The 26,871-nt window shown below is 37.9% G+C and carries 22 protein-coding genes and 3 pseudogenes; 22 read left to right on the top strand and 3 right to left on the bottom strand.

The annotated features are described in order from the left end of the window. The first annotated feature begins 413 nt into the window (after nt 1–413). The 20 genes and pseudogenes from BLS16_RS09335 to BLS16_RS09235 all read left to right on the top strand — a co-directional run bounded on the left by BLS16_RS09335 (nt 414) and on the right by BLS16_RS09235 (nt 23,077). A complete protein-coding gene (locus tag BLS16_RS09335; protein WP_092332591.1) occupies nt 414–1,328 on the top strand; it encodes a polyprenyl synthetase family protein in 915 nt (304 codons plus the stop codon). 109 nt (nt 1,329–1,437) lie between these two features. Then, nucleotides 1,438–1,602: a competence pheromone ComX gene (comX, locus tag BLS16_RS09330; protein ID WP_092332589.1), complete on the top strand. Its 165-nt coding sequence runs from the start codon at nt 1,438–1,440 to the stop codon at nt 1,600–1,602. Between the two features lie 172 nt (nt 1,603–1,774). Then, nucleotides 1,775–4,000, top strand: a complete 2,226-nt coding sequence (locus BLS16_RS09325) for a sensor histidine kinase (RefSeq protein WP_242876244.1) — start codon at nt 1,775–1,777, stop codon at nt 3,998–4,000. 15 nt (nt 4,001–4,015) lie between these two features. Beyond that, complete coding sequence (locus BLS16_RS09320) at nt 4,016–4,675, top strand: response regulator transcription factor (protein WP_092332585.1); 660 nt, start codon at nt 4,016–4,018, stop codon at nt 4,673–4,675. Between the two features lie 1,012 nt (nt 4,676–5,687). After that, nucleotides 5,688–6,143, top strand: a complete 456-nt coding sequence (locus BLS16_RS09315; protein ID WP_092332583.1) for a hypothetical protein — start codon at nt 5,688–5,690, stop codon at nt 6,141–6,143. A 54-nt stretch (nt 6,144–6,197) separates the two neighbouring features. Further along, on the top strand, nt 6,198–7,127 hold the full coding sequence (locus tag BLS16_RS09310) for a hypothetical protein (RefSeq protein ID WP_092332581.1): 930 nt from the start codon (nt 6,198–6,200) through the stop codon (nt 7,125–7,127). A gap of 930 nt (nt 7,128–8,057) precedes the next feature. Beyond that, nucleotides 8,058–8,360, top strand: coding sequence for a DUF4275 family protein (locus BLS16_RS09300; protein WP_092332577.1), 303 nt, complete (start codon nt 8,058–8,060; stop codon nt 8,358–8,360). Between the two features lie 754 nt (nt 8,361–9,114). Continuing rightward, nucleotides 9,115–11,550 (top strand): phosphodiester glycosidase family protein, encoded by a 2,436-nt coding sequence (locus BLS16_RS09290; protein WP_092332573.1) that lies wholly within the window; start codon nt 9,115–9,117, stop codon nt 11,548–11,550. 237 nt (nt 11,551–11,787) lie between these two features. Further along, the gene (locus BLS16_RS09285; protein WP_092332571.1) at nt 11,788–12,165 is read left to right on the top strand and encodes a BlaI/MecI/CopY family transcriptional regulator; all 378 of its coding nucleotides are present in this window, start codon (nt 11,788–11,790) and stop codon (nt 12,163–12,165) included. Nucleotides 12,166–12,169: 4 nt separating this feature from the next. After that, a pseudogene (locus BLS16_RS24225) lies at nt 12,170–13,162 on the top strand (M56 family metallopeptidase); the annotation flags it as partial. Between the two features lie 174 nt (nt 13,163–13,336). After that, a pseudogene (locus tag BLS16_RS24220) lies at nt 13,337–14,035 on the top strand (phosphodiester glycosidase family protein); the annotation flags it as partial. A gap of 38 nt (nt 14,036–14,073) precedes the next feature. Next, the gene (locus tag BLS16_RS09275) at nt 14,074–15,036 is read left to right on the top strand and encodes a phosphodiester glycosidase family protein (RefSeq protein ID WP_092332569.1); all 963 of its coding nucleotides are present in this window, start codon (nt 14,074–14,076) and stop codon (nt 15,034–15,036) included. A gap of 78 nt (nt 15,037–15,114) precedes the next feature. After that, nucleotides 15,115–16,380 (top strand): hypothetical protein, encoded by a 1,266-nt coding sequence (locus BLS16_RS09270; RefSeq protein ID WP_092332567.1) that lies wholly within the window; start codon nt 15,115–15,117, stop codon nt 16,378–16,380. A gap of 123 nt (nt 16,381–16,503) precedes the next feature. Continuing rightward, nucleotides 16,504–16,956: a DinB family protein gene (locus BLS16_RS09265; protein WP_092332565.1), complete on the top strand. Its 453-nt coding sequence runs from the start codon at nt 16,504–16,506 to the stop codon at nt 16,954–16,956. A gap of 138 nt (nt 16,957–17,094) precedes the next feature. Then, nucleotides 17,095–17,571: a VanZ family protein gene (locus tag BLS16_RS09260; RefSeq protein WP_092332563.1), complete on the top strand. Its 477-nt coding sequence runs from the start codon at nt 17,095–17,097 to the stop codon at nt 17,569–17,571. Nucleotides 17,572–18,195: 624 nt separating this feature from the next. Further along, complete coding sequence (locus BLS16_RS09255) at nt 18,196–19,425, top strand: (Fe-S)-binding protein (RefSeq protein WP_092332561.1); 1,230 nt, start codon at nt 18,196–18,198, stop codon at nt 19,423–19,425. 51 nt (nt 19,426–19,476) lie between these two features. Then, complete coding sequence (locus BLS16_RS09250) at nt 19,477–20,043, top strand: hypothetical protein (protein WP_092332559.1); 567 nt, start codon at nt 19,477–19,479, stop codon at nt 20,041–20,043. A gap of 6 nt (nt 20,044–20,049) precedes the next feature. Then, on the top strand, nt 20,050–20,589 hold the full coding sequence (locus BLS16_RS09245; RefSeq protein WP_092332557.1) for a hypothetical protein: 540 nt from the start codon (nt 20,050–20,052) through the stop codon (nt 20,587–20,589). A 212-nt stretch (nt 20,590–20,801) separates the two neighbouring features. Beyond that, on the top strand, nt 20,802–21,314 hold the full coding sequence (locus BLS16_RS09240; protein ID WP_092332555.1) for an RHS repeat-associated core domain-containing protein: 513 nt from the start codon (nt 20,802–20,804) through the stop codon (nt 21,312–21,314). A 116-nt stretch (nt 21,315–21,430) separates the two neighbouring features. Then, complete coding sequence (locus BLS16_RS09235) at nt 21,431–23,077, top strand: DeoR/GlpR family DNA-binding transcription regulator (RefSeq protein WP_092332553.1); 1,647 nt, start codon at nt 21,431–21,433, stop codon at nt 23,075–23,077. A 294-nt stretch (nt 23,078–23,371) separates the two neighbouring features. Here the strand turns inward: BLS16_RS09235 and BLS16_RS09230 are convergent, their stop codons facing one another. Beyond that, the gene (locus tag BLS16_RS09230) at nt 23,372–24,445 is read right to left on the bottom strand and encodes a GGDEF domain-containing protein (protein ID WP_092332551.1); all 1,074 of its coding nucleotides are present in this window, start codon (nt 24,443–24,445) and stop codon (nt 23,372–23,374) included. 155 nt (nt 24,446–24,600) lie between these two features. Then, the gene (locus tag BLS16_RS09225; protein ID WP_092332549.1) at nt 24,601–24,795 is read right to left on the bottom strand and encodes an aspartyl-phosphate phosphatase Spo0E family protein; all 195 of its coding nucleotides are present in this window, start codon (nt 24,793–24,795) and stop codon (nt 24,601–24,603) included. A 531-nt stretch (nt 24,796–25,326) separates the two neighbouring features. On the opposite strand from BLS16_RS09225, the gene BLS16_RS09220 reads away from it, so the two are divergent. Next, nucleotides 25,327–25,659: a hypothetical protein gene (locus tag BLS16_RS09220; protein WP_092332547.1), complete on the top strand. Its 333-nt coding sequence runs from the start codon at nt 25,327–25,329 to the stop codon at nt 25,657–25,659. Between the two features lie 345 nt (nt 25,660–26,004). Next, nucleotides 26,005–26,140, top strand: a pseudogene (locus BLS16_RS09215) (DUF3102 domain-containing protein); the annotation flags it as partial. A 64-nt stretch (nt 26,141–26,204) separates the two neighbouring features. On the opposite strand, the gene BLS16_RS09210 reads toward BLS16_RS09215, so the two are convergent. Continuing rightward, nucleotides 26,205–26,738, bottom strand: a complete 534-nt coding sequence (locus tag BLS16_RS09210; RefSeq protein ID WP_092332545.1) for a LysM peptidoglycan-binding domain-containing protein — start codon at nt 26,736–26,738, stop codon at nt 26,205–26,207. Nucleotides 26,739–26,871 lie beyond the last annotated feature (133 nt).

Raw genomic sequence — 26,871 nt, 5'->3', positions numbered from 1 at the left:
AGTTGTATTATTTCAAGATGAAAGCGATCAGTTTGTGGCCAAATTCCGATCCGTTTTCCTGTCCGAAAACCGATCAGTTTATTTTACCATTCACACCAGCACTTGGAGACCTTATCCATAAGAAGAAAATAGGCTTTCCTTAAAGACAAATGAGGCACTCATTAACGTCTATAGAACTATCACTTAAGAAAATTATCATTGTGACTGCGTTCGCCAAATTTTGTGTAAACGTTATGCCATAATGAATGAGTATAACTAGATAAAGTTTCTCATAAGTACTGAACGTTACAGTAAATTGAAATTAAGTACCTTATATTGGATTCAGCCAATACAAAAGCCCTCTCAGAGGCCGGCATCTACTTGTTGTAGAGATATATTTTTACTTTTGGTTCGTAATAGGTGGTAACAAATTTATGCCAGAAGATTGGAAAGTTATCGGCAAGGTAATGTTAGAATTAGTCAATGACTATTTTCCGGTGAAGGAACTAAAAATTAACATGTCAGAATTCATTACCTTCAAAATGAACAGTCATTTCCCCTTTGGCCAGCTCGTTATCTTGCATTACCAAATGTTTGGCGGGCAGTCTAAAGACATCTTTAATGCGGCGGCAGCAGTTGAACTTATGATTCTTTCTCTGGATATATTTGATGATTTGCAAGATCAAGATAATTTTTCCGTACCTTGGCAGAGAATGGATCGCGCTCTAGTTTTGAACATAGCTATAGGTCTGCTGATGGTTAGTTCAAAAGCATTAGAACAAACATCATTTGATCGAGATAGGAAGGTAATGGCAAACGACTGCTTAAATACGTGTGTGCTCAAAGCGATAAATGGCCAACACTCTGATCTTATGGGTAATATTGAATCTGAAGAAGATTACATCCAAATGGTTAGAGGGAAATCGGGTTCGCTCATGGCTTCGGCATGTTTGCTAGGTACTATACTTACTTCTGACAAACATCATGAAATCGTCAGTAAATACGGAGAACATATTGGGATAATTGCCCAAATAAGGAATGATATCAAGGATACCTGTCGCTGGGATGAAAAAGATGACCTGATTAACAAAAGGAAAACTCTCCTCACATTGTATTGGCTAAAAAATCAACGACCCCAATATCAGTTTGTTAAGGACTATTTTAGCGGTAAGTTAAACAAGGAAGAATTAATCCAAAGTAAGGAAGAAATTCAAGAGTTAATTCAAAAATCTGGTGTTTTTGAATATACGCGGGTTATTATGAAAGTAAATCAACAAAAGGCGATTGAACTGATAGATAAAATAGGGATAGAAAATAAGTGGAAGGAAAAGCTATGGCAATTTATATAATGTGGTTGCTCCGCAATACAATTGCGGGAACCCGCAGTCCTGTTGGCGGGGCAGTTTGATGGATTATATGATAGTATATTAAATAAATTTTAAAGGAGAGAAAAAGGGTATGTTACAAAATGTTGTCGAATATTTAATAGAAAACCCAGATGTAAAAGAGAAAGTCAAAGAAGGCTCAGCAAGCTTAGTAGGATTAACAAAGATGGAGCAGAAGGCAGTTATTGATAGCTTTGAAGATGAGCCTAGCGTCGTTGGGCCATTGCAGTATTGGTAAGAAATTAAAGAAAAGTCAGGATAAATCCTGACTTTTCTTTAATGAAGGAGATTTGTGAATGGGAGACCTGAAAAGACGTTTCGTATGGCTATCTTCTGCCGGAATTATTTTAATATTGATCTATTACTTACTTTTTGTCACGCTAAACGTTCCCTACATCGGCTTAAGCGTGGTGGAAAATGAAGCAGGTAAATGGCAGATATCTAATGTTGATCATCTTGGTTGGGCTAATCAACAAGGAATCAAGGCTGGAGATACTGTTGCATTGATCAACCAAAATAAGCCTAGCGAGCATTTTACCGTCAGGCAATATGGTGTCATTGAACAAGCAGAGACATTAGCAATTAATCAAAGTAACGAACTGATTTTATATAAGGTGACCAATAATCCGACTCAAGATTTGCTTTGGTATCATATTTTGATACCAGGACTAGTCTTTGGGATTCTCTTTATTTTTTCCCTTTTCCTATATATTAAAAAAAGGGATGATAAGGCTGCTCTTCTCCTCATTTTCTTTTTTATTGCCATAGGGTTTAGCTACTTAAGTGCTGGGGCTTCTTCTAGGATAGATATTCTCGGGATATACATCAATCGAATTACTATGTCTTTAATCCCTGTACTCTTTTTGGAATTTTTACGGGTTTATTTTTTGCAACATGGACTTATTTTGTATAGTCGTAAATTCTTGTTTGCATTTTATGGAATAAATGGGTTGCTGCTTGTTATTCATTCATTGTTTCAGATCTTCGGCGGAAGGTTATCGATTATCAGGTATTCCTTTCTGGCTGTCTTTTCAGTAAGCATTCTTCTATGTTTTTACATTATTATCTCTCGTTATATGCGTTATAGAAATACGGTGCACAAACCGGTTTTTAAAATTATAATAGTAGGTTTTATACTGGCCTTTTTCCCCTTTGTCGTATTAGTGGGTCTACCAAGTATTTTATTCGGTGTTGAACTTATACCGGGGGCTTTAGGGGCGGTTTTCTTAGTATTTCTTCCGGTTGTTTTTTTATATCTAATTACAGCAAAAAGCTTGTTTGATATCGATTTTATCATTAGCCGTATACGATATTATTCTATAATCTGCCTCATACCCACTACACTCTTTTTATTGATTTTATTCTACATTGTGGGGGAAATTACTTTTCTTCAGGGGATTCATGTTGGCCTTGTTACTTATATAGGAATCATAGTGTTCCTGTATATCAAAGAAGAGCTTGATTTCAGTTTTCGGTCAAAATTATTTAGAGAAAAGTATAATTTCCAAGCAAGCTTAGACCGTTTCTCTCAGACTATCTCCAGGGTGATGAAGCCAGCTGATCTGGAAGAAGAATTAATCATAGAAGTAATGCAAGTCTTACCGGTGAAATCCATTTCCTTGTTCGCAATGGATCTGACAGACAATTCATTGTTAATAAAAACAGGGGATCCGAATTTTCCCTCTGAAGAAAGCATTAATTGGTTAAAAGACAATATCGGATTGATTTCCGTTGGAGAATTAATCGATATAGATAATGGTGTTTTGCTTATAGTAAGTAAGGCTGAGGATAAAATTCACCTTATATGGATTAGAGAAAAGCAAAATCGAACTCATTTTAATCAACATGAAAAAGTATGGCTTAGAACAATCGCTTCTTATGCAAGCCTGGTCTATGAAAACTTACGCTTAATTGAGGGATTGACCGTAAAATTAGAGGAAGCGGTTACCCAAAAAGATCCAGAGCATCCTTGGGTAATGCGTCTTTTATTTAACTTATCGGAAAAGGAGAGACGACGTCTAGCCTTAGATTTACATGATTCAGCACTGCAACATCAATTGTTATGGTATCGAAAGCTGGAAATAATCTTAGAAGATGAAAAAATTTCGGTAGATCTGAAGATGCAATTGAATAATCTGGCCGAAGGAATGTTAGATGTAACACATCAAATTCGTGAAACCTGTAATGAATTATTTCCGCCTTTACTAAGGGAATCAGGGATTGTAGAAGCGTTAAAGAATTTGTTTGCTGATGCCCAATTGCGAACAGATTACGTTGTGAATTTCAATTCAAAAGATTTCAGTATGAATTTGGATTATGAACATGTATTAGCCCTTTACCGAATTGTCCAAGAGTTGTTGACAAATGCAGCTAAACACTCAAAAGCAACAGAGGTTAATATCACGTTAGCCAATAGTAATGATATTTTAGAATTTAGGTATCTAGATAACGGTATTGGTATAGATTTAAACAACTTAAAATCTTCACTTAGCCATATGGGGTTATCTGGAATCAAAGAACGAGTTTCAAGTCTAGGGGGGAATACAAGTTTTCATTCAAGTCCAGGTAAAGGATTTGAAGTTTCAATTTGGATGGTGGTGGACATGATGTCCAGTGCAAACGAACAAGTTGTTTAAGGGGGAAGGGACAAGGTGATTCAAATTTTATTAGTCGATGATCATCCCTCAGTAGGTGAAGGTACAAAAAGCATGATTGAACAAGACGTAGAAATGAAAGTGACTGTTGTAACTTCTAGTATGGAAGCATTAGAGTTGTTGAAAAGCCAGACTTTTGATGTTCTTATGTTTGATTTGAATATGCCGGTAATCAATGGATTGGAATTAACTCGGAGAGTAATCACGACAAATTTAAATACGCCTATTATTATTTATACAGGTTACGATATTGCTTCGCATTTTAATATTCTAGTTGAAACATGTGTTTCAGGCTTCGTAAGTAAAACAGCATCACGAGAGCAACTTATAACGGCGATCCGCTGTGCTTTGCATGGCGAGGCCGTTATACCCGTATCTCTTTTACATCAGCTAAGGCGTAATGATGCAAGGGTTGCTACTTCGGTGAATGAAGAAAGCTTAGAAGGTATTTCAATCGATGAAAGGGAGCAAGCGATTCTGAGAGAAGTCGCTAGAGGTAAGGGCAACAGGGAAATTGCAGATATTTTATTGATAAGTCAACGTACGGTTGAGTATAATTTGACACGAATTTTCGGGAAATTAAACGTTCGCTCAAGAGCGGAGGCAATAGTTGAAGCCAAGCGTCTGGGACTTATTCCTATTGAGGATTTTATATAATAAGATGTGGGCTAAAATAATGCAGAATGCAACTTGAAATATGATCTTTTTTAATATTTTAGGGGCCGTGAGGCCTTTTTTTTCGTTAATCAGAAAAGCATAATGTTGAAGTTGTGGATAATAGCTAAAGATCTAAAGCGCATCTTGGGGAGTATGTTTTTGCGGTGACCACAAAAAACATGCGGCATACTGCTGTATGATTTTCGGTGCAATAATGTTTAATTTATTGTATAGTACGTAGAAAGTAGGTTTAATTTACCAAAGAAGGATGAAATTATAATTTTGTTTTCCCTTTATTTGATTTTATTTTACTAGTAGACCCCATTATTTATTATCGATCTAAAATGTCCCTAAATAAATCCGACTTTGCCCTACGTCGAATGCTTCAATTTGGCGAGGGAAGAGGATAATATGAAGTATTCTTTTGAGCCTTACCCGTAATGTTGGGACACTCCGGGCACGAGGAAACACTGGATCATGTTTTTATAACGTGCCCTTGAGTGCTCTTCTGAACATAGTGTTTTTTCACAAGGGAGGAAGAAAAAGTCAGTATGTCTGTTAATGTTCCTCGTAGTTTTTAAAGCAATATCCAGTTATGTGTTGAGCAGACTTTAGCCATTATTGTATTGTTTTATTAACATTAGAAAAATCTGAAAAATCAGGAATACTTTCAATTTGTTCTTATAATTTATTAGCAACTTCGATAAAGTATTTGAATGGCTTTCGTCATTTAAATAGAGACGACTCCAGATCAACTATACCCGCAAAGTAACATTGATCTGAAGGAGTTGGCACCTACACAAATAGTAGGCACTTTTATACTATACCTACTGAGGATGTTTGTGAAGGGAGATTTGGAAAAGGAGAGTGATTTTTTACTTATTCCCTGAGATTGCTAATTGGGTGTTCAAATATTCGATAGGATTATGCAAAGCTTTTGCTATCTGATTTTTTGAATTCCGAGAGGCGAAATTAATTAAGTAAATAAGCTATTTTAAAGGAGATGAGTTTTGTGAAAAAAAGGATTATTTTTCCACTTATGTTTTGTTTATTCGTGCTATTTTCAAGTGATGTATTTGCAGCTCAGAAAACGAAGGTAACGGATATAGATCTAATTTCGCAAGGTACTAATCAAAAAAGTGATACACAAAATATTATAACACCAGATCACGTTGTGCTCTCTACTGGAAGATCCGATATCTGGCAAAATTATGGCTATGTTGGTGGACAAGGATATACTCAGTGTTGGGGGGGTATTGCAGAAGTAATGAGGGCGATTACTTATATATATGAAGGAAATACTATAGTGAGTCATGATGAACAGCTTGCTTACAACACTCAATCATTATATTCATTACCTACGTCGGTACCCTATGATAGCAGTAAGACGTATAAATGTGCTTCAAATCATTTTGTTACTCATGATGGGGTACTTGCAACTATATATTCGTATGAAGACCTTGAATAAGAACTGGGAGGGGCCACCCCCCTCCTTTAATTTTAAGATCAAAAGGGTGATAGCGTGAAAAAGAAAAGCATACTTATTTTTATAATAGTATATATAATTGTATGTTGTACGGGGTGTATTCAAGAGACAACTTCAGAAGAAAAAAAACAGAGTATAATGGTAAGTACGGGCATGCGATTTTGCAACAATGGTACGACAATAAGAGAAGAAAACATAAATATCAACAGTAATACTCTAGATATTGAGATTGGAATTGATAATGATTATCCATTTGAGAATATATATACATTAATTTTGCTTAATAATGGAAAGCAAGAAAAATATTATATAGATAAACAAATGTATCTTAATTATGATATATCAATTAATGAAAAAAGTAATAAAATTATTAACGTAGGGATCAGAAATTTAAATAATGGTCCCAATGAATTAATATTCATGTTATATAGAGAAGATCAAAGAATACCTAAAGACATATTTATTTCGCCTGGAATATATTTGACCTATAAAGCAATAACTGTTTGTGTGAATGATCAAGATAGTATGTATAGCCCTCAAAATAGTGAACCGGCACTTGAGATTTTGCAAAATTATGGAGAAGACGTGAAAGGGATTTTCTTGGTAAAGAATTCCGATTGTATTAGGAAAAATGGTGTAGAAGTGCTGACTCAAGAAAATTTACAGGATACTGACATTTATAAGTTTAATTTATTTCGAAATATATCCAAAACAGAATTTAGTAAAGGTATATTCGTTGTTTTTTTGGATAATAAACAAATTGAAGTATACAATAATGGTAAGAAATATTTTAATTTAATTAGCAACAATTTACAAACTGGTAAGACACTTATTCCAGTTGAACTGGAAATTAAAGAGCCTGGAACGCATAGTTGTTTTGCGTTATTTATTGGTTATTCAAATAAAGAATTACCTTATATGGACCGACTGTATGTAAGCAATCTTCTTTTTATAAATAAGAGGTGAGAGTGTTAGGTGTTTATAGAAGAAGCAGACTCCTTTAACTTACAAAAATAAATCTCAAGTACTTTTTTAAAAAGCGTACTCATTGCTGAGAATATGTGTTTGTTCTTATTTAAAAAAGTAAAAGTATAGGTACTGGATTTTTGTCAAGAGTACGGTTATATTTACTTTAGGTTTTTTAGAAAGGTGAGTGAATATGAAGAAAAAACTATTGATTTTATTAAACATAATTATTGTTCTACTTGCTTTGTATAGTCTCTTTTGGGTTGTATTGATTCTTTATAGTAAATTTATGACAAATTTTTCCGTTGTATTAAGCGGAAGTATTAGTTGGGTAGATGTGCTTTTACTAATTGTTGCGATATCGGCTTCAATACTTTACTTTAAAATAAAGAATCGCGTAATGACAATTATTTCATTTGTAGTATTACTTTCTAGAGGAGTCATAATGTTTTTAGCGAAAATGTAAAATAAATTGTGCTTCTGCCCTTATCAGTTATATGAATGAATATCGCTGGTAATTAATTAAACTGTTCGAATTTTATTGAGTCATTTAATTTTAAAGAATTACACATAAACGCAAAAAGGGAGGGCAAAAAGGCAGTAACAGCAGTTGGAAGTATATATCATAGTTAAGAGTAGAAAGCCGTGGAAATATGCACTTTAGGCTGAGCTCTTTTGAATTTTGCACCCCCCAAAAAGCAAATGCACCCCCTTTGAAAAAAGAGTGGATGCATCGTTAATTTGTATCAAACATTGAGTCATTAGACATTAAAAACCCTAACATTGAGCTTTACATTTATGTTGTAATCTTTTGAATGTGAAACATATACAGAATCGATATATTCATGTAACACTTGCTTTTTATTCTGTACCTGATCAGAGTGAATATTTCGCTCCGAGAGAGCCATTGTGTCGAAATAGGGCCGAGACATGCTTTGGCATATATTCAGCTACAAAGCAAGGGAGTGCGAAAGTGATGAACAGGCAAGAAATTCCTTTAAAGATATTTTAAAAGATAACTTATATAGCTTTTATCTTTTCCATCAATATAAAGATACGGGATATATCATTGACAACAAGTTCAGAGCATTTTCATTTGATGATTTGAGCCAATTTATAACCGATCATGAAACAGCAGATATTTATATTACTGATGAACAATTTAATTGGACATTTGTCCTAACACATGAAGATGGGTGGCTGGGTCCTTATTTTTGCATACTTCATAGATGAGTAGATTAGTTAGGTTTTATAATAAGCTCTTCAATAAACCCAGAAACTAATGACATTTAGAATGTAGTGAGGCGATAATATCATTACTAAAAAGGTCATAACGAATATAATTCTGTTACTGCTATTAGGTGTTGGAATTATTGTATATTCCTTAATCAATACTAGTATTCCTAAAGAAGCACCAGTTCCAATCGTTAAATATAATAATTTAACGATTCCGACCGTGGAGTCTATGTACAATTGGTTTGATAAAAAAAAGGGCGGGAATAGCCATCTAAACCCCCCTCCCGAAGAAACAACAAAGAATATTGACGCTATTGCAGTTGAACCGAATAGCAACATATCGATCAGATTTGATACCAAATATCAACCAAAACAGATAGAAATAATACACTGGAACCAAGGAGAAATTGAGTCGAAAGTAATTCTAAATAATGAGAAATTTAGTGCACCTACTATACCAGGTATATATGTTTACGAAATTAATGGTAGATGGGATGAAACCCATGACTCTGCACATTCATTTCGGATAGAAGTAAAGTAAAAATAGAAGTAGAAATGCGGTTAATGTATTCAGTCTAGTCGCTTATCTAATACGATAAGGGGCAGGTTGAGGGACAGTCCTAGGAAACCCTGGGACTTTATTTTTTGAATTCAACTAATCTTTCCCCTGGGAGAGGATTATTTAGGAAGATGTGGAATGTATGATGATAAGCTGAATCTTATTATGAAAAAATATCCGAGGAGAACTTAAATGACTTATTTGAAAAAAGTACTTGTAATCTTTCTGACAACAGTCTGCGCTGTCCTGACAATCTCCGGCACAGCGGTAGCCCAACCAAAAACTCTCTATGAGACTAGAGTTCAACAGACCATAACCGCTGGAGCAACTCTGGAACATATTTCGCGGTTTACAGCAGACGGGTGGTTAAATATCAAAGTATTACGTATTGATACCACGAATCCTAACATCAAAATAGATACCTTGGCTAATAGCCGGATCACGGATCCACTTTCTACTGTACTTGCCTTAGCCCAGGAAAACAATGCCGTAGCTGCAGTGAACGCCAGTTTCTTCAATCCCATGGGTGGCGGTACCGGGTATCCTGACGGACCCTTTGTACAAGGGGGAGACCTCGTAGCCACCTCCGGTTGGTACAATCAAAACAATGATGAAATGGCTTCTCTCTCTCTGGATAACGCTGGTCAGATACTCTTTAATTATTGGGAAAATTCCCTGACCTTGACAGGATTCAATAATGTTTCATTTGCGGTGACTCAGTACAACCAGCCTAGCCGTCAGCAATATATGGATATTACCGTCTTGGATAATAAATGGGGACCCACCACCCTCGGAGCCTCAGAAACGTATCCGGATTTAGTGGAAATTCTTGTCTCCCAAGGACGGGTGATAGAAATTCGCCAAGCTATGCCTGCCGCAACCATACCAGCCCAAGGTTATGTTGTGATTTCCCGGGGAGAACAAGCTCTTAAACTTCTGGAAAGCTTAAGGATGGGAGATCCTGCACAATTCACCGTTACCTCTAACCCAGACTGGTCCGATCTGCAAATGTCAGCAACCGGGTCTTCCTTGCTGGTCAAGGACGGTCAGATTCCTGAGACCTTTTCTTATAGCACCGGCAGTTTTGACAAGAAAAACCCCCGCACCTTGGCCGGGAGCTCTGAGGATGGGAAACAACTGATTTTGGTCACGATCGATGGCCGACAGGATAACAGTATCGGTCTTACCCAGAGTGAGTCCGCTCAACTCATGGAGGAATTGGGAGCCTACAATGCCCTGATTTTTGATGGCGGCGGATCTACTACCATGGTAGCCAGAAAGCCGGGAACTTCCACCTTAGACCTTGTCAACATACCTTCTGAAGGTTCTTTGCGTTCTGTTGCCAACGGTATCGGAATCTTTTCTCAGGCCTCTTCCGGTTCACTGACGAAGCTTATCCTAGAAACCGAGGACCCTAATGTTTTTGTGCATACTTCGAGAAAATATACACTTAGGGGAGTGGACAGTTTCGCTAATCCGGTCAAGATTAATCCTCAACAGATAAAATGGAGAGTGAGCGGGATTAAAGGGAGATTTAGAGATAATCAGTTTCAGCCCACTTCAGTAGGCAAGGGCAAAATAATTGCTAAAGTAGGGGAATTAACAGCTGAGTTGGATATCCGTTCTTTAAGTGCTCCTGTCAAGCTTAAGCTCAGTTCAGATAAGTTAGACTTACCTCTTGGACAGAGCCAAACCATCCAGGTAACTGGTTACGACCAACAGGGCTTCCAAGGGAAAATTCAGCCGAAAGATGTTCAGTGGGCAGTAAGTGGGAAAATAGGAGATCTCAAGGAGGGAATCTTTAAAGCCACTGCAGTTGGTGCAGGCTATATCAAAGCCGGCGTAGGGGGCGTAAATGCCTATATTGCTGCAGCCATCTATGAAAACTCTACAGATACAATTGATTCCTTCGATGACGACCAGCCTTCCCAGGTAATTGAGCAAAGGGAAATACCTCAGAATACAAGCCCCAAAGATGATGCCAACAGGAGAACAGATTTTAAGTCAGGTTCGGAAAGTTTTAAGTTTTCGGTTTTTGCTAGTAGGCACGCAAGCTATAATACTATGGAAGAGCAATTGTTGAACAAAATGACCGGGTATATTAATGAAAATTTGGACATGGCGGTTTATACCGGAAGCCAAGCCCCAACTGCTGTCAGAGACATGTCCAAACCTGCCCTGATTTCCAAGAATGAATATAAAACCTATGATTATAAGAACTCTAGCTTTATTCAGTTGGATGTTAGTCAGGGGGGACTGCGCAGAAGTGATCCAGAACAATGGCTATGGTTGTTCGAGGAGTTAGACAACCTGACCGGCAGTAATGTATTTGTTGTCATGTCAGCAGCTCCCGCAACTTTTATTAATGCCAAAGAAAGTGAATTACTCAAGGATACCTTGGCCGAATATCGGGAGAAAACCGGAAAAAACCTCTGGGTCTTGTTTTCGGGAGATGTCAATCAATGTGAGCTGGATAGGGGAGTTCGGTATATTTCCTGTGCTGGTTTTAGTACTCAGGATTTTTCCCCGGAAAAGCCAACTGCAGCAAAATATCTTGAGGTAACGGTAATGGAGAATGATATTACCTATGAATTCAAAGATCTTTTAGGAGAGGGCATAACCCAATAAGTGATTTTCCGGAACTAACAGGACCCTTTCTCTGTCGTAGGGAATGGATCCTGTTTTAGTTTTAATAATCAATGGGGAGGCCAGCTGAATGATCCTAGGAGATCTTGTAAGGTTTAAGCAACGCTAACCGGACTGGAAAGCCCTGAAAGTTCAGAAAATATGCTTGACAGTAATCGATTACAGTTGTAGTATACTATCAACTACATATGTAAACTTAAACTGAGAGGAGATTCAACTTTGAAAAACATACCTAATATATCTGATGCAGAATGGGAAGTTATGAAGATCTGTTGGTTGAAGTCGGCACCATGTACCGCAAATGAAATCGTTAAGGCTTTAGAAGAATCGACAGATTGGAAACCAAACACGATTAAGACTTTGATTGGGAGACTCGTGAAAAAAGAGGCTCTCGGTTTCAAAGAAGAGGGCAGGGTTTATATCTACTATCCGTTGGTGACAGAGCAAGAGTGTATCCAAGCAGAGAGTAAGTCCTTTCTCACTCGAGTTTTTGGCGGAGCTCTAAAGCCCATGCTGGTTAACTTTCTCAAAGATGAAAAACTCTCTCAGGACGACATCGAAGAACTAAAACGGCTCCTTGAAGACAGGAAGGAGTAAAGTGATGCTAACGCTTTCACAGGCAAATTATCTAAGCTTCTTCAACTGGGTTTTGATAACATCAGCCAAGGCAAGCATTTTTATCATTTTTCTTCTCGGAGTAAAATTTGTACTTAGATATAAAATTCGGGCAGGATTTCAGTATATGTTATGGTCAGTCTTAATCATTGGTTTAGTGTTGCCATGGACACCCAATAGCCCGATAAGTGTTTATAATTACCTCGACTTATCCCACCTCCAGCAAAAGGTGGCTTCGATCATTGACCGAACCATACCATCATCCTCAGCAAACCTTGCCAATCAACAATCTACTTTTGAATTAACAGCTGTCGGGGATGGCGATTCTCAGATGGCTGTTGTAAGCTCAGAAACCCTGGGCCCAAGAGAAAAATCAAATACATGGATTTCTTTCCCGTTCGTTTATAGACTAATGTCTTACATATGGTTATTAGGAGTCTTGATATTGACCATTCTCACAGTGATCGTTAACAAACGGTTTTCTAAAAACATTGGACATGCAGTGGTGACTGACCAAGGTTTGCTTTCGGAGTTCAATAAACTCAAAGCAGATTTAAAGATAATAACAGAGATTCCTCTCTTAAAGTCGAGGCAGGTAAACAGCCCATCATTATTAGGCTTGAGCCGCCCCAGGTTGCTATTACCCATTGGAATTGAGGAAAGGTTTAGTTTGGAACAGTTAAATCATATCTTTTTACATGAGCTTATCCATTTTAAACGTAAGGATGTTTGGATAAATTGCTTAACCCAGCTCTTGATTATCTGTCACTGGTTTAACCCACTAATTTGGTACGCTTTTTACCGGATGCGGGAAGACCAGGAGATATCCTGTGATGCTCTAGCGACAGCCCGGATAGATGCGGAGCAATGCAGCGACTACGCTTATACACTTCTCAAGCTGGCAGAGACATATTCTGCAACCCCTCGCCTAGCAGGTATGGCAAGTTTGTGTGGCTCAAATTCACAAATCAAGAAGAGACTAATCATGATTAAAAGCAGTGAGAATCATCGATCTTCAGCTAAATGGTCGTTGCTGGGAGTTGTGGCAATAGTATTACTAGCCTTTACGTCATTTGCCAGTCCTCAAGCGATGGCCAACCCCCCTTTATATGAAAAAGAACCGGAACAAGCAAACATGCTCCCCAAAGAGTTTAGCGATATAAGCTCGGGAGTCATAGTGGAGGATATCTCAGGTGAAAAATTTAAAGGCAAAGTGATGTTGATCAAGGATCCCACCCGAATTAAATTAGCCGTTACTAAAGATATTGGGGTTATGGGAGAGCGAGTCAGCGAGCTCGTCAAAGCTAGGGGAGCCATCGCCGGAATTAATGCAGGAGGGTTTTATGACCCAAATGGAAAAGGGAACGGAGCTTTTCCAGACGGGTTAACTGTGCAGAACGGGAAACTGGTCGACAATAATGTGGGAGAAAACGAAGCCAATATTGTGGGATTTGATGACCAGGGAAAACTGGTTCTGGGCAAGATGAGGGCTAATCAATTGGAAGCTCGACACATTCGTGAAGCTGTTACTTTTGCGCCTAATCTTATCCGAGAGGGCAAATCTGTAATTTTAGAAGATGGTGGCTGGGGAATTGCCCCACGGACCGGTATCGGTCAGAGGGCGGATGGTACTGTAATTTTCGTTGTTATTGACGGACGCCAGCCTACTTGGAGTATCGGGGCGACTTTAAGTGACCTTACGAAAGTTTTTGAGGATTATCATGCCGTTAATGCGGTCAATCTCGATGGCGGTTCTTCCTCAGAAATGGTCTTTCAAGGTAAAGTTCAGAATAAACTTCCGAACGTTTTTGGGGAACGCTATGTTTCCACAGCCTTTGTAGTTACCCCTTAGAGTGAGGTTTCATTGATCATGATCTTAAGGGAGGCAGCATGAGGAAAAATCGAAAAATACGGCCCAAAATGATGCTTGTTTTTATCATCTTTAATCTGGTTTTCTCCGTAATCTTGTTTCCGTTTACCGTTTTGTGGGGGCCATTTGAAGCAACGAAAACTTTAGCGGTTGGTTCTATTCTCACTTCTAGACATCCACAGGTTGTTAAGGCGTTTCTCTCGGATGAGGAAATTAGCGAGATTGTTAACAAATATGACAGCGCATCCCTGCCGTCTAATGGTCCAATCCGGCGTATTGTTTCAGATGCATCTGCTGGTATCACGATTGAAGATATTAACGGTAAGGCATTTAAAGGCAAAGTAATGCTCATAAAGGATCCCAAACGGGTAAAAGTGGCTGTGACAAAAGAATTGGAGGTTACAGGTGAACGGGTAAGTGACTTCGTTAAAGACACTGGGGCTATTGCGGGAATAAATGGCGGAGGGTTTTATGACCCCAATGGTGCAGGAAATGGAGGGTTTCCTGACGGATTAACCATTCATAATGGAGAAATCGTCCATAACAGTATTGGCAACAAAAGTACAGACATTGTGGCCCTTGATAAAGAGGGCAAACTGATCGTCGGACAAATAATGGCTGATGACGTTAAAAAGAAAAACCTTCAGGAAGGGGTGTCGTTTTGGCCAGCCTTAATAAAAGACGGAAAACGAGGGGAATTTCAAGACTCTACTTGGGGAGTTGCGCCACGAACTGCCATCGGACAGAAAGCAGACGGCACGATTATTCTAGTCGTAATTGATGGTCGCCAACCAACTTGGAGTTGGGGAGCAAAAATGAGCGACCTCTATAACCTTTTCAAGGATTACGATGCAGTGAATGCGGCCAATCTGGATGGCGGTTCTTCTACAGAACTCTTTTATAACGGAAAAGTGATTAATAAACTTTGGAACTGGGCTGGTGAACGCTACCTGCCAACGGCATTTGTGGTCATGCCAGAATAGTAGCAACGAATGGAGGAAGCCTTGCAGCTCCCTCTTATAGGATCAAAGTAATTACCGTTATAGAAGGAGAAGTTACGCATGAAGAAGAAACTTCGGATCTTGTTAGTTTGGATATTAGTGTCACTGGTTTTTCAATTTGGAGGGCACACGCTTTTGAACATCCAAATTCAAAAAGTTATGGGACTGACTCCGCTAGCAAATGAGCCACCGATCACACTCCAGCTTCAAGCAACCATCCCTGGTTCTGAGCTTACTAATATTCAAGTTTCTTACGCCAAGGACTACTTAGCTTATATGGAAAAGGGTACACTTAAAATTTTTAACTTAAAAAAAGAAAAGATTGTCTTTGAAAAAAAATCTCCGTCTGCCACGGATCAAACCCTGGGAGTTTTGAGGTATCAATGGTTGCCGGATCGAAATATCTTACTCTATTTTTATGCCAAGAAAAACCCTAATGAGGTGACAACCGTCAAAGTATACCCCCCTCAGACTATTGTCCCAAACCCTTCAGTCGTTGAGAAAACAGAAGACCCAAACCAAGGGGAAATTGTGACCCAAAAGGTTCCGACTGAACCTAGGTATGAAAAACGGTATGGAAGTCCACAACTTACTGAAATGTATTCACTGGAACTTCCGGATAGTGATGAAGATAGCGCTCCTGAAGATCGTTTGAATTCCTTTGACCCACCGAGTTGCAGTGAAGAGATTGCTGCAGGCGGAAAACTCGAAAAGTTTGTTGTCGCAGCAGCTACTAATTTGATGTACTTAACTGTCACGAATGGCTCTACCCAACAGCTCATGAAAATTAACGTTATGAAAAACTTAAGCACCCTAAACAAACCAAGAGAGCTTATCAATAATATGGCCACCTCTGATCGCTTCTCGACACTTTATCTTGATAGTAAAGTGGGGACTATCCAGCAAGTTGCGGCAATTCAATACGTTGAAGCCTTAAAAAAAGATAAGCGTCTGGTCATCTCAGAAAATACCAATGATAGAATTATTGGGGTTAGAAACGGAAGAGTGTATATCGGAGAAGTAGTTGATAATCAACTCGTAAAGATTAAAACTACGTATGACCTTGAAGTGATGAAGGATAACCCTGCGCTAAAAACTGAATGGGAAGGATCAGTTCCTTATAATAAAAATATTAGTGCCCTGGTTGGAGGGAAGGGACAGATAATTGTCTGCGATAATCATACAGCCAATATTATTACTGAGGGTCATCTTACGGAGGTTAAATTGCAGGGCGATGAAAATTATATCTCGGCTGATGGGGTTGAGCTGGTCCAATTCACCAAGTCAGGAACATCCACCCATGTGGAATTACAACCCCTCATTTAAAAGGCTATCTCTTAATCTGCTCGCGGAAAACTTTATTGAAAACAGAAAGTTATCAACAGAAATAGTATACATTAGGTAATCGATTGCTTACCCAGAATATTGAGAAGAAAGAAGAGTGAGGATATGAGAGATATTAACGAAAGACTTAACTACTTAATTCAGTCAGTACCTGCCAAGGTCAAACAGTATTCAGAACAAGAATTTTCAGTTCGCATAGAAGGCAGGTGGTCGAAAAAGGAAATATTGGGCCATTTATGTGATTCCGCTACTAACAATCATCATAGGTTCATAAAAATTCAGTTTGAGAAGCAGCCTTTTGTGATAGTGCCTTATGACCAAAACAATTGGGTCATGATTCAGGATTATCAAAATATGTCTCTGGATGAGATTATTTCCCTCTGGACGGTATTAAATAGACATATCCTTAGAATCATCTCAAGAATACCGGAAGAGAAACTGGGTTATATGTGTGACATAGGTGATAATAAATCAATGACCCTCTTTGAGTTGGTACAGGATTACCTGAGACACCTGGAGCATCACTTAAAACAAATCTTTGGTACATCAGAACTTTAAGGGGAAGAAATCGGCTGGGTTTTGCCATGAATTAAGGTGCAAAATCTTCAGGTTTACGTCATCATATGGTGCTTGAGGATCTCCGGAAGGTATATGAATATGGAAATAATAAGAAGTGAGAAAGTGAGGAGCATTTATATGCCTTCCCGATTAAATAAGCTGGTGCGAAAAATGCCAGGGGTACTTTTTCTTATTTATTTTACCTATTTGCTCTATAGACTTTTCTTTTTTGCTTACAGTGAATACTTTAGGTTTTCCGGGGAGGACCTGCGGTTTAATTTAATTCCTTTTAAAACAATCATTACCTATATAAGCTGGGTCAGTGATGATAATATTGATGTTTGGTTTTTTAACTTGTTTGGCAATGTCTTAGCGTTTATGCCCATGGGTTTTCTGCTGCCCCTTGTTTTTACTAAGCTCAAAAGTGCAAAAGCTCTTGTGATTACTACCTTCACAACAAGTTCTGTCCTGGAAGGAATACAGCTAATCACAAAACTCGGGACGGCGGATATTGATGATGTTATTTTGAATACTTTAGGTGGATTCTTGGGCTATCTCTTGCTGATGAATGGCTTAAGGCTGTTGAGAAAATCAGTGCGACTGGAAGAGGATTAAAATTTTGCAATTTGAATTTGACAGCGTAATAACAACTTTTTATTCCAGTCTGAGTTTAAGATTATAGGTTATCGTCCCAATCAATGTGATTTGGGCAATCACGGCATACAAATGTAAACATAGCCGGAAAAATAAAAGAGTTATTTCAGCAAGTCATAAGATTACTGAAGTAACTCTTTTTTGTTTTCATTTGTCCCCAAACTGCCTCAGGTAAGAACAGCTAATTTGATGCTTTTCCAATAATCTGAATTTTAGTTATTGACATATGTTTTTAATGGAGTATTATTGACTATAAGGACATATGTCAATAACTAATGTGGTTCTTATTTTTTAAAGCGTTCGCGACACTGTGTTTTCCCTAAACTTGCAGTGAGCCTTGAAATTGGCCCTCTTCTGACTTTCCTAGATTGTTAATTTTTAATATAGATATTAGAGTATTAAAGCGTAAATTAAATGAAGATGTAAGTGTTTAACGAATCCGACAGCAGGGAAAGGTTAGGGCGACTAATATTGACTGCAGCAAGGAAAATCTCCAAGCGCTCTTGTTAAGGGAGTGAGGTGAAAAACGGACTGATATTCCATTTACGCTTGAACTATTAAATTAATGTTGGAGGTGCAGTAAGATTGCGGGAACCAATAAGAGTTAAAAATTTAGATCCAACCTTACGTGAAGAAATAGCAGGTTTATTAAATGGCTACGATTTCTCTAATTGCCTTACTTGCGGTATGTGTACTGCCGGTTGTATTTATAGTGATCTTCATAAAGATCAGGATCCTCGCAAGTTTATACGTAAAGTAGCTCTGGGGATGCGGGAAGAAGCAGAAAATGACCCCTTTATCTGGAATTGCACAATGTGCAATCGCTGTACGGTGGAATGTCCAATGGGAGTGAATATGAACGCACTCACGAGAGCCTTCCGGGGAAAAGTAGAAAAGGCACCCGGTTATTTGCAGGTTATTGCCGATGATCATATCCGGACAGGCAATCAGATGGCTGTTGAACAAATAGATTTTGATGAGACATTAGAATGGATAGAAGAAATGATGCAGGAAGATTTGAAGGATCCGACTTATAAGATTCCTTTAAATGTACCCAATGCAGATTTTATTTTTGGATTCAATGCCCGGGAAATTAAACATTATCCGGCTGATCTGCAGAGTATACTCAATGTTTTCCACGCCGCCAAGGCCAACTTCACTATTAGCTCTAAGCGTTGGGATGCTACGAATATTTGTTTGTTCACCGGCAAAAACGATGAATTTGACGAAATCTCACGCCCGTTGTTTGAAGAAGCCGAGAGGTTAAACGCTAAAGAAATTATTGTCACAGAATGCGGTCACGCCTTCCGGTCAACCAGAGTGTTTGCCCGGGATTATTGGAAAGGAAAAGAGATGCCGGTTCGTCATATCATGGAGCTGTATGCGGATTGGGTTAAAGATGGTACCTTAAAACTGGATAAGACCAGAAATACCATCCCGGTAACACTGCATGATCCCTGTAATACCGTGCGTAAAGAGGGGGTTGTTGACCCTCAGCGCTATGTGTTGAGTCATACTGTCATGGACTTTCGGGAAATGACGCCCAACAGGGAGTATAACATTTGTTGTGGAGCCGGCGGGGGAGCGGGAGCTGTCGCTGAATCTAAAGAAATGCGGATGATTAAAGCCAAACCTAAAGTCGATCAGCTTCTGGCTACCGGCGCGACCATTGGCTGTATTCCTTGCCATAACTGCATGGATCAGTTTGTTGATATGAATAGGCATTACAAGCTTGGTATGAAAATGATGCATCTCACAGCCTTAGTAGAAATTGCCCTGGGTTTAGTCGATGAGAATAAGCAGTTTTCCCATTGATGTATCGGCAGGAAGAGGATTAGTTTAATTAGGGATCTGGAGGCTATCTGTGTGAAGGTTGCATTTCTCAAACGTCTATATGAGAATAAAATTTTTTCCCAAGGTCAATTGACTCAATTCGCTTATAGCCTAGCTGAGTTAGGCAATTTGCCCATAACTGACCTGGGTATTATAATGCACCAAAAAAGCGCTGGTGTTGAGACGAGCACCCGATGTACTGTCACCGACCTTATAAATATCTGTGAGATAGGCAAGACCATGAGTTGTCTTGCCTTCCACTCCAGCTTAAATATTATCAAGCTTAGATTTAAGTTGAACCCTCAGGCTATGACGATTACCTACAATATTAAGGGTGATATAGAAAACGCTCAGCAGATCGTCTTCCTAACAGAGAACATCCTGGGGCTGACAAGATTCAGTGAGCAGACGCCAAACAGCCAACGGGAGTTCTTTGAAATTGAAGAATCATTATTTGACCTTATGCAACAGGTTTATGAAAGGGAAACTAAAAATTCAGATGGATCCTTTGACGAATATTTTAATCAGGTGATCAAGATGCGTTGTCAAGAGCGTATAGACGATTTGAAGAATAGTTCTCTAGCAACCAAGAGGAGGTAACGCAGGATGAGCACGGAAATCAGACGTCAATACGCAAATAAGAGCTTTTCTAAAGGTGAATTGAAGAAATTTGCTCTGAAATTATGTCGATTTCTGAATATATTGCCCTGGGAAGGCAGCGTTTTCTTGCGGCAAAAGGATCAGGATTTTGAGATAAGCTCTAAAGTCACTATTGGTGAAATAGAAAATATCTGTGAGATTGGAACTATGGTTAGCCATGTGGATTTTCATTTGAGTTATAATATAATTAACTTGAGTTGTAAGTCAGCTCAAGTATTGGATGTCTTGTATGTAATAAACGCTAATCGGGAGTATTCCGAGAGATTGATATTTTTTGTAGAGAACATCTTGGAAATCAAAAGACTTACTGAAGGAATTAATCAACGCCAAATCCTCGCCATTGATTCGCCGGTGCTTAAACTTTTAGAGCAGGTTTATGAAAGAGAGATTGAAAATACTGGGGGATGGACATTAGAAGAGTATCTTCATCATGTGATCCAAACCCATTGCCAGGAGGTTTTGGGCTCCGCTCCTACCTTTCCTTGAGAATGTCATATCCACGGTGTCATCTCGAGGATTGCCGAATCCGGCAATTTAGGCGGTGGCATATAAGGCTAGATTGATGTTAACATTTGATGGTGTAAGTCAAACTACTCGAAGTAGCTTTTACATAAAGTCACTATGCGTCAGGTGAACAGTGGTTGACAATAAGTATATGTTATTCGCTTTGATGGGTCAGAGGTAAAGGGTGGAATTACATAAGGATAACAAGTTATAGCCGACGGGGAAGTTATCTTTATGATACCGAGACGAAGCTGTATTATTTGAAGGCACTCTATTACGATCCGGAAACGGCAAGGTTTATTTCGAGAGATCCATATGGTGGAGATTTGGGCAATCCAATAAGCCAAAACTTTTATGCTTATGCTAACGGAGATCCGATAAACTTCGCTGACCCGAGTGGAAGTTTTGCAGAGACAGCTCTAGATGTTGGAAGTCTAGGTCTAAGTATGTACGACTTCTATAATGATCCAAGTTGGGGTAATGGCGGATACCTTGCCTGGGATGTAGCGGCAACATTTCTTCCATTCATTCCAGGTTCCTGGGCGGGTAAAGTTGGTAAAAGCCTATCTAATGTAGGAAACTATTTAGCGAAAAAAGTTCCAAATCAAGTTACCCCTGGGATACGTCAATTAACTGGGCAATATGTTGATGATTTGGGGAGAGTCCAGCCAAATGCGACAGTTTTCTCTTTATTATATAGTCTTTGAATTTTCTCTCCTACAAAAAATAAAAAGTTTCCTAAATAATCCAAGTTAATAAAAGGATTTTAACTTAAAATAAAGAATATTCTCATTACCATAAATATTGAGGGGAAGTGAGATATTTGAGTAGTGGAAATAGCGGTAATGAAAAAAAATGTTTTGTGATCTCACCAATTGGAAAAGAAAACTCTGATGATAGAAGGGCTTTAAACGGACTAATTGATTCAGTATTAAAACCAACTCTTGAAGAAATGGGATTTGATGTTGAAGTTGCGCATAAAATAAACAAGCCTGGTTCAATTAGCCATCAGATCATACATCACTTGCTTAATGATGAGTTAGTTGTAGCAAATCTCTCAAGTTTAAATCCAAATGTTATGTATGAACTCGCAGTTAGGCATGCCACAGGATTACCTGTGGTGTCGATTGCGGTGAATGGAACAATCTTGCCATTTGATATTACCGATGATAGAGTGATTTTTTTTCAAAATGACATTGCTGGGGCTCATGAACTAAGAGATAAACTAAAAAAGGTAGTGTATGAAGCTATTGATAATTATGTTCCTGATAATCCAATTTATCGGGTAGTTCAGAGTTCAATAGTTCAAAAGAATACAAAGAATAAAACTGAAGACTTTTTGTTAGAACGTTTAAACTCAATTGAAAACTTATTAAACTCGATCTTAACTGGATCAACATACTTGAATAAAAGCTTAAATACAGAAGAAATACTTGAAGTAGCCAATCACATAGTGAATCATCTAAACAAGAATAATCAATGGGCTACAGGGGCTTTATTAAGAGCAAGAGGATTGCATCAACAGTCTTTGTTTTCAGAGCGTCTTGAGTATTACCGAATGGAAAAGGACTATTTGGCGAAACAATTTTGTCCTATGTTATTAAATCGTTGCAAATCTTTTGTTGAATCTGGAAAAAGAGTTTACATCATAATTGATTCTGGAACTACTCTCTACCCATTTTTTGATAAACTTGCACAGGAAGCTTTAAGATTTCATGCTAATGAAGAGAATGAATGGATTAAACATGTCACAATTGTAACAAACAATTTACCAGGGATGCTTTATTTTATGGAGAATGGAAGAAAAACAAGTAGTAGGTATGGAGATCTTGCGATTAATAGCTTGCTGTTGCCTGGAGTTCCACTGCCAATTTATTCTGCAGTTTCTGGAAAAGAAACAAACCATTACTTGCAAAATTTAAGGCTAGAGACTGATGCAATTTTTATAGGGATTGTTACAGGTAATTGGATTAGAATTCGTCATTCACATCCACATTGTCCTATACCATTAGCTCGTGGTAAAGATCATCAATTATTTAAACAAATACTATTTGAAAACTCAGATGAAGTATTTGTTGTTTCACCATTAGGAAAAGTAATTAACTCAGATCTAGAAAAAGGTGAATTAAATGACATTCTTGGCTATAGCGAGAACAATGATAACCCCGATTGTAAACCTTATTATGAGGTTAAAATAGACGATAAGAAAGCTAATTTTGTTAAATTAGTAACTACTATAAGAGAATCAGGCCGACTCCTTTCGGGTCACAGTGAAAATATTAGAGATATCTTAAATAATAACATTCTTGAATATCTAGATTTTCCATATTTACCGGCTGATAGAGTACCGCATTTGCTTTTTCAATTTAACGAAATACCAAAAGAATACGATTTGGAAGTAGCAACAGAATTTCCCGTTGATAGACTTAGAACTAAAGTAATGCGCGAATTACTTAAAGTTATTAGCTAAATATTAAAAAATGATTAACTATAGGGTCGAGCAAAACGCTTGGCTATTTTTTTGTCTTTTTTTTGAAGTTTGCGTCACAAAACTACTTTAACCCTCCGCTATCTCCCATGAGTTCTGAAACGACTTTAAGGAGGGTTTATACGATCTTACCTCTTTCGCAAATTACTATTTTCGGTCGAGAGTTGAACCGATTGAACCCGCAATACCAAAAAGTAATGTACCAAATACCAACGTAGACCGAGCTATGAGGCAGCTACGAATTTCATTAACTTTCGTCCTTGAAGGTCTATCTAATTAGAAAATAACAACTTTGTTTCTGCCTGCACGTTTTGCTTCGTATAAAGCTGAATCCGCCTTTTGAACTATCTCTTGAATATCGTTAACAGTAAAGGGATAGATTGCTACCCCAATTGATATAGTTATATTTATTGACTCACCATTAAGTAAAATAAACTTGTGTTCCTGAACTGCTATTCGAATCCTTTCGGCTACTTCATAAACTTTATCTAGTGGACAGTCTGTCATTAATACGGAAAATTCTTCTCCACCATTTCTAGATATGATATCGGAAACCTTAGACGTACTTAATAATATTCTACTCAGATCTTCAAGAACCTTATCTCCGTTCTGATGTCCATACATATCATTAACCTTTTTAAAATGGTCTATATCAATAAATAACAATGTAATTATACTGTTACCTGTCAATCCATTAGTTATTTTATTTAACTCGTTATCGAACTGTCTTACATTATTAAGACCTGTACGATGGTCTATTGAAGAATCAAGTTTATATTTTCTATAAGTAAATTTAGAAAAATTAATATACTCTACATAATGATAAACAAGGAGTGATACTACAGACATACTAATTAAGTAAGCAGCTATCGTTTTGGCTAGCAGTAACTGATTATTAATTAATAAAACAAATGCCATACATGGTATTAATAGTACACATAAACTCATATAAATCCATTTAAGTCGATTCTTAATATCTTGATTAGTGACAAACCCGCAGGCAATACCAATAAATAATGCTATTAATGCTCCTACATATGATGAATACGTTAAACCATTATAAAATAGTCGAAACGTTGCAATATATATAGCAGTGATAATTGAAGCTAGGAAGCCACAATATGTGGCAGATAAAAGAATTGCAATATTTCTAAAATCAAGAATTACACCTGGCATTATATAAACACTATTAATCATTAGTAAGATTCCCAAAATTCCAGACATTGAGCTGAAAAATAACTTTATTTTGAAAGGTGAATAAGGATTAACTTCCTTATTAATTAGGATTTGATTTCCTATACTTATAGTAGCAATTACAATTGCTCCGTTAACAAAAAGATCATTTAACATAAATTTCAACTCCTTACTTCCATAGCTACTATGTAATCAAATTATTTTAAAGTACTGAGCTTTTTACGAATATTAGGAGAAGAGCTATTAGAATTTACCCCAAAAAAATGCCCGAACGTTATATTGAAAACGATCTGGCAAATTATCCTAACATATTAGTCTTTAGAGATAGTTAATGGCGGTAATATATTCAAAGTTGGGGAATAGAAACGTTGATACAAATTCAAGTAAGAATCAAGCAATTGGCTAAGATTCACAACCTCAGGATCTGCGAGTGGCTTGTGTAAGGCCAAGGTATTTAATTGCTCTCGCAAATTCTCAATCAAATATAATACTTCAACAGAACTCATTCAAGCATATTTCAATACGCAACTGTAGTCCATTCTATTTTAAGCCTATAAGAAAATCAATATATTCGACATAATTTATTTCTATAGAAATCGCTTATTTAGAACGTATATGTTAAAGGACTCAAAGAAGCTCATCTCAAACTCTGTTAACTATTCCAAGTAATGTTGCGTATCCACTACAATACTACGTTGGTAAACGCTACATTACTACGTTGGCAAACACTACACTAAGAAGAACCATATAAGAAGAACCATATAAGAAGAACCATAATAAGAAAGAGGGCTGGAGCTAAAGCTCTTGCAACGTCTAAGAGATAAGAGATTCTTTCTCTTATTTAACGTCTATAAGAAGAGGAAGCGATCAAGGCGATAGTTAAGCGTTAAAGTCTAGTTATCGTTAGAGAGCGATAGTAGTTATCGTTAATTAGGCGAAAGTGGCTAGTCCTTTCGTTAGAGGGACGTTATTAGCGTTAGGAACCGTACCGCAAGCATATATCGAAGCTGGTGAAAATCAGGATATATTCCTATGGGATGGCAGGGCTGTATCTTATTTATATGAAAATATGGTGTACGGTTGGAATGGAGTTCGAACCAGCTATCTTGAATTTTGCTTGCTTTTTGCGGCAACAAGTTCACTTCCCAATTAGAGTAGTGGTCTACGTTAGAAAGGATGAACTGGTAAAGAATATATATGGAGAACTAGTATATGGGACGTTCTTTGCACCATACGATAAATTAGTAGAACCGTATATTCGTTTAGCAACAGGTGATTTCTATAATATTAAAGAGGAGTTGGGAAGAGATGATGCTTTAGCAGCAATTTTGCATACATTTGCTCATGAGGTGGTTCATTATGTAAAATGAACTGAAATCTAAATGAATACCCAATTAATTAGACCACTCTATATGGTATGCTCCTCTAAAAGTAGTCAGGTTAAATAATTAAACCTACTACATGAAAGGGGAGTATTTCTTCTGTCTAATAGATGCTAAATAGCTGACGACTGTAAGAATCTCAGCGATACAGTTCAGGTAAGCTACACGTATCATCCGAACGGTTTGCGCAAAGCTAAGACTGTAGGGAGCACGACGAATAACTACCATTATGATGAGACGAACTTGGTTCGGATACCCAATGGCAGTGGAGGTTCATTTCTCGGGTCCCGGATGGTGGTGATCAGGGCAATCCGAGGACAGCCTACCTCCTAAAATTCGGATCCAGATCCGAATTTGAACTACAGCCAGGACGGTGCTTCTTTTAGGTATCCCAAAGGAGGAACGGGCGCAATTCATCCTCAATATGGATATCGAGGGAATGACTAATCGGGAACTCAGGCAAGCGGTCCTGTATGCGTATGCTAATGATGATCCTGTTAACCCTGTAGATCCGGATGGGATGTTACCGGAGATTAACTCGGAGGAATATCTATAACCTGACCAATAGATAAAACATTTGGATTTGTTATTTGTGGATTAATCTCTAATATACTCTCAATAGTTACATCAAATCGGGTAGCAATAATATACAAGGAATCACCGGGTCTAACTATATATGTAGTAACTTCCGACCTGGGCTCGCATTCAGCACCTAAGGCAACCCAAGTTTTCTCATCCGCGATACCTGTTCTTTCAAGCTCTCTTTGGCTTTCTTGGAAGGCAATAAGAGCTGCTTCAGTCCTTTGACCAAAGATGCCGTCTATAGGACCAGGGTTAAATCGAGCAAACATAAGAAGTTTTTGTAACCTGCTAACTGCCGAACCACGATCTCCACGGCGTAAGAGCGGGCATTTTATGTTGCTGGTTGGGATGAGAATAATCTGTCCTGGATAAATTAAATTTGGATTAGTGATTTGAGGGTTGATGGCGAGAATGGCCTCAACAGAAGTATTATAGGTTTGAGCAATTTTAAATAAAGTATCACCTGCTTGAACAATATAATTCATATAAGCCTCCCAATGACTTTTTATACCTATGTATTCTTGAAGGCTTTACGGTGTGTATTTAGTCCTGAATTTTTCCTGGCTTAAGGTAAGGATCCATTGATTGGGTTGGCATTTTCTAGGGCAAGAAAAATAT

It is taken from the genome of Desulfosporosinus hippei DSM 8344, from assembly GCF_900100785.1.
In the GTDB taxonomy this organism is placed as follows: Bacteria; Bacillota; Desulfitobacteriia; order Desulfitobacteriales; family Desulfitobacteriaceae; genus Desulfosporosinus; species Desulfosporosinus hippei.
The sequence above is the reverse complement of the archived record's forward strand: the minus strand, read 5'-3'. Positions and strand labels throughout refer to the sequence as shown.